This is a genomic window from Streptomyces sp. NPDC088817 (assembly GCF_044750345.1).
Taxonomy (GTDB): domain Bacteria; phylum Actinomycetota; class Actinomycetes; order Streptomycetales; family Streptomycetaceae; genus Streptomyces.
The window spans coordinates 25,057-33,289 of the sequence record NZ_JBIVJN010000033.1 but is presented as its reverse complement, the minus strand read 5'-3'; the positions used below and the strand labels follow the sequence as shown (position 1 = coordinate 33,289).

Annotated in this window: 6 protein-coding genes; all 6 read left to right on the top strand. The window is 71.8% G+C overall.

From position 1 onward, the window contains the following. The coding region (locus ACIP4X_RS34995; protein ID WP_401352367.1) for an AAA family ATPase at window positions 1-1,831 on the top strand (1,831 nt) is incomplete at its 5' end. A 316-nt stretch (window positions 1,832-2,147) separates the two neighbouring features. Next, a complete protein-coding gene (locus ACIP4X_RS34990) occupies window positions 2,148-4,028 on the top strand; it encodes an ABC transporter substrate-binding protein (protein WP_391460246.1) in 1,881 nt (626 codons plus the stop codon). A 13-nt stretch (window positions 4,029-4,041) separates the two neighbouring features. After that, window positions 4,042-5,115 carry an ABC transporter permease gene (locus ACIP4X_RS34985; RefSeq protein WP_358737645.1) on the top strand — a complete coding sequence of 358 codons (1,074 nt, stop codon included), beginning with the start codon at window positions 4,042-4,044 and terminating at the stop codon, window positions 5,113-5,115. Continuing rightward, on the top strand, window positions 5,112-6,062 hold the full coding sequence (locus tag ACIP4X_RS34980) for an ABC transporter permease (RefSeq protein ID WP_358737647.1): 951 nt from the start codon (window positions 5,112-5,114) through the stop codon (window positions 6,060-6,062). The genes ACIP4X_RS34985 and ACIP4X_RS34980 overlap by 4 nt, the downstream gene beginning before the upstream one ends. After that, on the top strand, window positions 6,059-7,072 hold the full coding sequence (locus ACIP4X_RS34975; protein WP_401352363.1) for an ABC transporter ATP-binding protein: 1,014 nt from the start codon (window positions 6,059-6,061) through the stop codon (window positions 7,070-7,072). Before ACIP4X_RS34980 ends, ACIP4X_RS34975 begins: the two co-directional genes overlap by 4 nt. After that, window positions 7,069-8,130, top strand: coding sequence for an ABC transporter ATP-binding protein (locus ACIP4X_RS34970; protein ID WP_358737650.1), 1,062 nt, complete (start codon window positions 7,069-7,071; stop codon window positions 8,128-8,130). Before ACIP4X_RS34975 ends, ACIP4X_RS34970 begins: the two co-directional genes overlap by 4 nt. The last annotated feature ends 103 nt before the right edge of the window (window positions 8,131-8,233 follow it).

The window sequence follows — 8,233 nt, the reverse complement described above, 5'->3', positions numbered from 1 at the left end:
CCCGGCCCCGGCCGACCCCCAGGCCGGATACGGCTTCCCGCAACCCGGCACCCCCGGTGCGCAGGCCTCACCGACGGTCCGGCCTCCGGCGGACCCCAGCACTCCCCAGGCCGGATACGGCCTCCCCGGCACCCAGCAGCCGCCCACGCAGCAGCCCGCACCCGCCGCCACCCCGACCTCGGCCGACCCCCAGGCCGGATACGGCTTCCCGCAACCCGGCACCCCCGGTGCTCAGCCCTCGGGCCAGCCGCCGGTCGCCCCCACCGCACCCCCCGCCAACCCCCAGGCCGGGTACGGGTTCCCCCAGCCGGGCGTCCCGGGTGCGCAGCCCGGTGGTGTTCAGGCGCAGCAGCCCGTCGACCCCCGGCTCGGGGCCAGTTGGCCGCAGCCAATACAGCACGACCAGCGCCAGCCGACCAACCCCGGTGCTGCGCCGCTCGGTTACACCGCGGCCGTGGAGCTGTCCTCCGACCGGCTGCTCAACAACAAGAAGCAGAAGGCCCGCAGCACTCGGCCCACCGGACCCGGAGCGCGGTTCCGGATCGGCGGGAAGAAGGAGGAGGCCGAGCGGCAGCGGAAGCTGAGCCTCATCCGTACGCCGGTGCTGTCCTGCTACCGCATCGCGGTCATCAGCCTCAAGGGCGGCGTCGGCAAGACGACCACCACCACCGCGCTCGGCTCCACGCTCGCCACCGAGCGGCAGGACAAGATCCTCGCCATCGACGCCAACCCGGACGCCGGCACGCTCGGCCGCCGGGTGCGCCGGGAGACCGGAGCCACCATCCGTGACCTCGTCCAGGCGATCCCGTACATCAACTCCTACATGGACATCAGGCGGTTCACGTCCCAGGCGCCCTCGGGTCTCGAGATCATCGCCAACGACGTCGACCCGGCCGTGTCCACGACGTTCAACGACGAGGACTACCGCCGCGCGATCGACGTGCTCGGCAAGCAGTACCCGATCATCCTGACCGACTCCGGTACGGGTCTGCTCTACAGCGCCATGCGCGGTGTGCTCGATCTCGCCGACCAGCTCATCATCATCTCCACGCCGTCCGTGGACGGAGCCAGCAGTGCCAGTACGACGCTGGACTGGCTGTCGGCGCACGGGTACGCCGACCTCGTCGCCCGTTCCCTCACCGTGATCTCCGGGGTGCGCGAGACCGGCAAGATGATCAAGGTGGACGACATCGTCGCGCACTTCGAGACCCGTTGCCGCGGTGTCGTCGTGGTGCCCTTCGACGAGCATCTGTCCGCCGGTGCCGAGGTCGACCTCGACATGATGCGGCCGAAGGTGCGGGAGGCGTACTTCAACCTCGCGGCGATGGTCGCGGAGGACTTCGTACGGCACCAGCAGGCGCACGGGCTGTGGACCTCCGACGGCAACCCGCCACCGGTCGCGGCCCCGCCCATGCCGGGCCAGCCGGTTCCGGGCCAGCCCGTTCCTGGTCAGCCGGTTCCTGGACAACCCCATCCCAGCCGGCCGTACCCGGGCCAGCCGTACCCCGGGCAGGCGTACCCCGGACAGCCGGTCCCAGGGCAGCCCGCCCCGGGCCGGCCGCACCCCGGGCAGCCCGCCCCCGGTCAGCCGATTCCGGGCCAGTACGCCCCCCAGCCGCCCGGACAGCCCGGACAGCCAGGCCCCGGTCAGCCGTATCCGGCCCCACCGCAGCCCTACCCCGGCCACCAGCCGGGACAGCCGGGAACGCCCGCCCATCCCGGTCACCCCGCTCAGCCGGGCCAGGCCGACCAGTCTCATCCCCAGCCCCCGCAGCAGCCGGACCGGCCCAACCCGCCGTACCCGCAGGCCCCTCCCCCGCCCCACCAGTAGCTCCACCATGCCCCTCGAGGCCCGCGCCGTTCCGCACGGCGCGGGCCTTCGCGTGTTCGCAGTCAGAACCGGTCGGATTCCGCCGCCACGCCCTCACCAGGGAGGCTTCAGTGGTCTCCACCAATGGGAGCAAGATCGCGTTCAAGTCGTTATTTCCGCAGGCCACATGGGGTTTGACGCACCGTTGACGCGCGCAGACTGCCGCTGATAGACACTCACTTCATTCCGCCGGCGCCATCCGATCAAGCCCGTTCAAGCCAGCCCGGCAGGAGGCGCAAACCGTCTTCTGCGAGCGACGACGCGAGGTCACCGAGCCATGAAGACACACGATCAGCACGGCAGAGGACGTACCGGCCCCCGGTTGAGGGGGACACGGCTCCTGGCCGCGGGCGCCGCCGCCCTCGTCCTCACGGCCGGCCTCGCGACCCCCCTCACTCCGGCCGCGCCGCAGGCCCACGCCGCGGAGAGCGCGCAGGGCAAGAAGGACAAGAAGGTCCTCACGGTCGCCGTCGCGCAGAGCGTCGACTCGCTCAGCCCCTTCCTCGCGGGACGTCTGCTCAGCACGAGCGTCCACCGGCTGATGTACGAGTACCTGACCAACTACGACCCCAAGGACGCCCATGTCGTCCCGGCCCTGGCCACCAAGTGGGAGCCGTCGCCGGACAAGCTGACCTGGACGTACACGATCCGCTCCAACTCCACGTGGTCGGACGGACAGCAGGCCACCGCCGAGGACGCGGCGTGGACGCTCAACAAGATGATGACCGACGAGGGCGCTGCCACCGCCAACGGCAACTTCGTCACCAACTTCGCCGAGGTCACCGCGCCCAGTCCCACCCAGCTCGTGATCCGGCTGAAGAAGCCGCAGGCCACGATGACCGCGCTCGACGTGCCGATCGTGCCCAAGCACGTCTGGGAGAAGGTCGGCGACTTCTCGAAGTTCAACAACGACAAGAGCTTCCCGATCGTCGGCAACGGGCCGTTCGTCCTGACCGGCTACAAGCCCGACAGCTACGTTCGGCTGGAGGCCAACAAGACCTTCTGGCGAGGCGCGCCGAAGTTCGACGAGCTGGTCTTCCGGTACTACAAGGACCAGGACGCCGCCGTCGCCGCCCTGCGCAAGGGCGAGGTCTCCTTCGTTGCGGGCTCGCCGGCCCTGACACCCGCTCAGGCCGCCTCGCTCAAGGGCGCGCAGAACATCCACGTCAACGAGGGCCCCGGCCGCCGCTTCTACGCCCTCGCCACCAACCCGGGCGCCCAGGCCAGGAACGGCAAGAAGTTCGGTGACGGCGACCCGTCCCTGCTGGACGAGCGGGTGCGGCACGCGCTGTTCATGGCGGTGGACCGGCAGACCATCGTGGACAAGGTCTTCCAGGGCCACGCGGAACTGGGCCAGGGCTACATCCCGCCGCGCTACGAGTCGTACTTCTGGAAGCCGTCCGCGGACCAGGAACTGGCGTACGACCCGGCGAAGGCCGCCCAACTCCTCGACGAGGCGGGCTACAAGGAGAACGCGGACGGCAAGCGCGTCGGCAAGGACGGCAAGCCGCTGAACTACCGCGTGCTGTGCCACGCCACCGACCCCAACGACAAGGCGGTCGGCAAGTACCTCCAGGAGTGGTGGGGCAAGCTCGGCATCGGGGTCGAGCTCAACTGCTTGGACAACGTGACCGATCCGTGGCTCGCGGGCAAGTACGACCTCGCCTTCGACGGCTGGTCCGTCAACCCGGACCCCGACTACGTGCTCTCCATCCACACCTGCGCCGCGCTCCCGGCGACCCCGAAGGACACCGACGCCACCGACGACTTCATCTGCGACAAGAAGTACGACGAGCTGTACGCCCAGCAGTTGGCCGAGTACGACCCCGCCAAACGGGCGGACCTGGTCAAGCAGATGGAGTCGCGGCTGTACGACCTCGGGTACATGAACGTCATGGCCTATCCGAACGCCGTCGAGGCCTATCGCACGGACCAGATCGAGTCCATCACGACCATGCCGACCAAGGCGGGCAACATCTACGGCCAGGACGGCTACTGGAGCTGGTGGTCGGCCGTTCCGGCGAACTCCGGCGATTCCTCGAGCGATTCCACGTCGACGGGCGTCATCATCGCGATCGTCGCCGGCGTCGTCGTCCTCGGCGGCCTCGCGGCGCTCTTCGCGGTGCGCCGCCGGGCAACAGCAGAAGACCGCGAATAGGCAGTGAGCGCACATGACCGCTGAAGCGACACCCGCGCTGGTCGAGGGGCTCGCCGCCGATCCGGGGAAGTCCGGACCGGCGGCGGGCCGCGGCCCCCGGGCGCGGACCGGTACCGCCTATCTGCGGTACGCGGCGGGCAAGCTGGCCGGTGCGGCCGTGTCACTGCTCGCCGTCCTCGTCACCAGTTTCTTCCTCTTCCGGCTGATCCCGGGCGACCCGGTGAAGTTCATGACCGCCGGCCGGCCGGTCTCCGCGCGGCAGCTCGCCGCCTACCGGCGGGAGTTCGGGCTCGACCTGCCGATGTGGCGGCAGTTCACGGACTACTGCGGCAAGGCGCTGACAGGGGACCTGGGGACCTCGTACCAGTTCCGCACACCGGTCATCGACAAGATCACCGAGGCGCTGCCGAACACCCTGCTGCTGACCGGTACGGCCTTCGTGCTCTACACCGCCCTCGGGATCCTGCTCGGCACCCGTTCCGCCTGGCGGCACGGACAGCTCGGCGACCGCCTCAACACGGGGCTGGCGCTGACGCTCTACTCGATCCCCGCGTTCTGGCTGGGGCTGCTGCTCATCATCGTCCTCTCGGTCGGCGTGGGCCCGGTCCCGGGCCTGTTCCCGACCGGGGGCATGGAGTCGGGCGGCAAGGAGGGCTTCGCGTACGCCGTCGACGTCGCCCACCATCTGGTCCTGCCGGTGGTGACGCTGGTCGCGGTCGAGTACGGGCAGACGTTGCTGGTCACTCGGTCGGCGCTGCTTGACGAGATGGGCAGCGATTATCTGACGACCGCGCGCGCCAAGGGACTTCGCGACGACCTCGTACGACGGCGGCACGCCGTGCCGAACGCGCTGCTGCCGACCGTGACGCTGATCTTCGTCAATCTGGGGCGGACGGTCGCGGGAGTGATCCTCGTCGAGACCGTGTTCTCCTGGCCGGGTCTGGGCGGACTGTTCTACCAGGCGCTGAACGTGCCCGATCTGCCGCTGGTGCAGGGACTGTTCTTCGTCTTCGCCGCGGCGGTGATCCTGATGAACACCCTCGCCGACGTCCTGTATCCGCTGCTCGACCCGAGGGTGGGACGATGACCGCCGACACCACCACGACCGCCGGCCCGGGCCGGGCACCCGACCCCGATCCCGGACCCGGCCCCCGCGCGCTCGCCCGGCAGCGCCGCCGGGCCTCGGTCGTCCGCTTCTGGAGGCAGTACCGGACGCACCGGGCGGGCCTGGTGGGGCTCGCCGCCCTCGTGCTGTGCGCGCTGGTCGCGCTGACCGCGCCGCTGACCGTCGGGGCGGACGTGCAGAGCGTGACCGACGCGCCGGGCGGGCCGCTGGAGAGTCCGAGCGCCCACTTCCCGCTGGGCACCGACCAGTTCGGCAGGAACCTGCTGGGCCTGGTGATCTGGGGCTCGCGCGTCTCGCTGCTGGTCGGGCTGCTCGCCGCCGTGCTGTCGGTGGCGATCGGCGCGGTCATCGGCATCACCGCCGGGCACTTCCGCGGCTGGTACGCCACCGTGATCATGCGGGTCACCGACTGGTTCCTGGTGATGCCGACGCTGGTCCTCGCCATCGCGCTGGCCACCGTCATGTCCCGCTCGCTTGGCACGATCATCCTGGCGATCGGCGTCACCACCTGGCCGACCACCGCCCGGCTGGTGCGGGCGCAGACGCTGGCGGTGGAGTCGCGGCCGTACATCGAACGGGCCAAGGCGCTCGGCGGCGGCCACTGGCACGTGATGTCCCGGCATGTGCTGCCCAACGTCATGCCGCTGGTGCTCGCGCAGACCACCCTGATCATCTCCTCGGCGATCCTGGCGGAGGCGACGCTCGCCTTCCTCGGGCTCGGCGACCCGACGCTCGTCTCCTGGGGCGGCCTGCTCCAGGACGCGCGCGAGGCCGGCGCGGTCAGCTCCGGCGACTGGTGGTACCTGGTGCCGCCGGGCATCGCCATCGCGGTCGTCGCGCTGGCGTTCACCCTGTGCGGGCGCGCCGTCGAGGCCGTTCTCAACCCCCGTCTGGGGGTGTCCCGTTGAGCCTCCTCGAAGTGCGCGACCTGGAAGTGACGTACCCGTCGGGTGCGGCCGCGGTGCGCGGCGTGGACCTCATACTCGCCGCCGGCGAGAAGCTCGGCATCGCGGGCGAGTCCGGCTGCGGCAAGTCCACGCTGGCGCTGGCGCTGCTGCGGCTGCTGCCGGCCGGGACCCGGGTCGGCGGCGAGATCCTGCTCGACGGCGAGGACGTGCTGACCATGAAGTGGGGCCGGGTCCGGGCGGTGCGCTGGGCGGGGGCGTCGATCGTCTTCCAGGGCGCGATGCACTCGCTCAACGCCGTGCACCGCGTCGGCGACCAGATCGCCGAGCCGATCCTGCTGCACCGCAAGGCGACGCCGGCCGGCGCGCGGAAGACGACCGGTGAGCTGCTGGAGCAGGTGGGGCTGCCCGCCGCGCGGGCCAGCGCCTACCCGCACGAACTGTCCGGCGGCCAGCGGCAGCGCGTGATGATCGCGATGGCGCTGGCCTGCGACCCCCGGCTGGTCATCGCCGACGAGCCCACCACCGCGCTCGACGTGATGATCCAGGCGCAGATCCTGCGTCTGATCGAACGGCTCGTGAGCGAGCAGGACCTGGGCCTGCTCATGATCAGCCACGACCTCGCCGTGCTGGCCGACACCTGCGACCGGCTCGCGGTCATGTACGCGGGCCGCGTGGTGGAGGAGGGCCCGGCCCGACAGGTCTACGAGGACGCCCGGCATCCCTACGGCAAGGCCCTGTCGGACGCGTTCCCGCGGATCGGCGACCCGGCGTCCCGCTTCGCTCCCCGCGGTCTGGCGGGCGATCCGCCGGACCCGTCCGCCGTGCCCTCCGGCTGCGCCTTCCACCCGCGCTGCCCGGTCGCGCTCGATCTGTGCGGCACCCGGGACCAGTTCCTGAGGGAGGCCGGTCCTCGACGGCGGGCGGCCTGCGTCCACGTGGGCGCGGAGGCGGAGGCGGGGACGCCGGACGCGGAGACGACGGAGGACGACGTGAGGAGCGGCACGCCATGACCACATCCGCGCTGCTGAGCGTCGAAGGGCTGCGGGTCGTGTTCCCGGGGCGGCACGGCGGGCCCGCGGCCCGCGCCGTGGACGGGGTCGACCTCGACATCCGGCGCGGCGAGATCGTGGCGCTGGTCGGCGAGTCGGGCTGCGGCAAGACGACGCTGGCCCGCTCCCTGCTCGGTCTGGTGCCGCCGACCGCGGGCCGCGTCAGGTTCGACGGTGCCCCGCTCGACTACTCCTCCCGCGCGCTGAAGGCGTACCGCAAGCGGGCCCAACTGGTGCTCCAGGACCCGAGCGGCTCGCTCAACCCCCGGCACACGGTGTACGACGCCGTGGCCGAGGGGCTGCGCGTCCACGGGTACCGCGGGGACGAGCGGGCGGCCGTCGCCGGAGCGCTGGCCCGGGCGGGGCTGCGACCGCCCGAGCGCTTCTTCCTGCGCTACCCGCACGAGCTGTCCGGCGGTCAGCGCCAGCGCGTGGTCATCGCGGGCGCCCTGGTCCTGGAGCCCGAACTCCTCGTCGCCGACGAGCCGGTGGCCTCCCTGGACGCCTCGGTGCGCGGCGAGATCCTCGCCCTGCTGCTGCGGCTGCGCGCCGAACTCGGCCTGTCCGCGCTGGTGGTGACGCACGACCTGGGGCTGGCCTGGAACATCGCCGACCGGGTCGCGGTGATGTACCTGGGCCGGATCGTGGAGACCGGTGAGGTGGAGCAGGTCCTGACGGCTCCCCGGCACCCGTACACCCGGGCCCTGCTGTCCGTCCTGCCCGAGGCGGCCGGAGAACCGGTCGTCCTGACGGGTGAGCCCCCGGACCCGTCCCGTATCCCCTCCGGCTGCCGCTTCCACGTCCGCTGCCAGGTCCTGGCGGACGGCGAGGCGGAACGGGCGGGTGTCGCGGACGCGTGCCGCGGCCGGGACCTGGAGATCCTGAGCGGGGGCGGGGGAGCCCAGGTGGCGTGCCACTGGGCGCGCGCCGTGACCGTGCCCGGGGAAGAGGAGTCCGGGCCACAGGCTGCGGCAGAGGCAGCGGCACATACGGGGGCGGGCACGGAGACAGAGGCGTAGGCCGGTCGCCGGTCGCCGGTCGCCGGTCGCCGGTCGCCGGTCGCCGGTCGCCGGTCGCCGGTCGCCGGTCGCCGGTCGCCGGTCGCCGGTCGCCGGTCGCCGT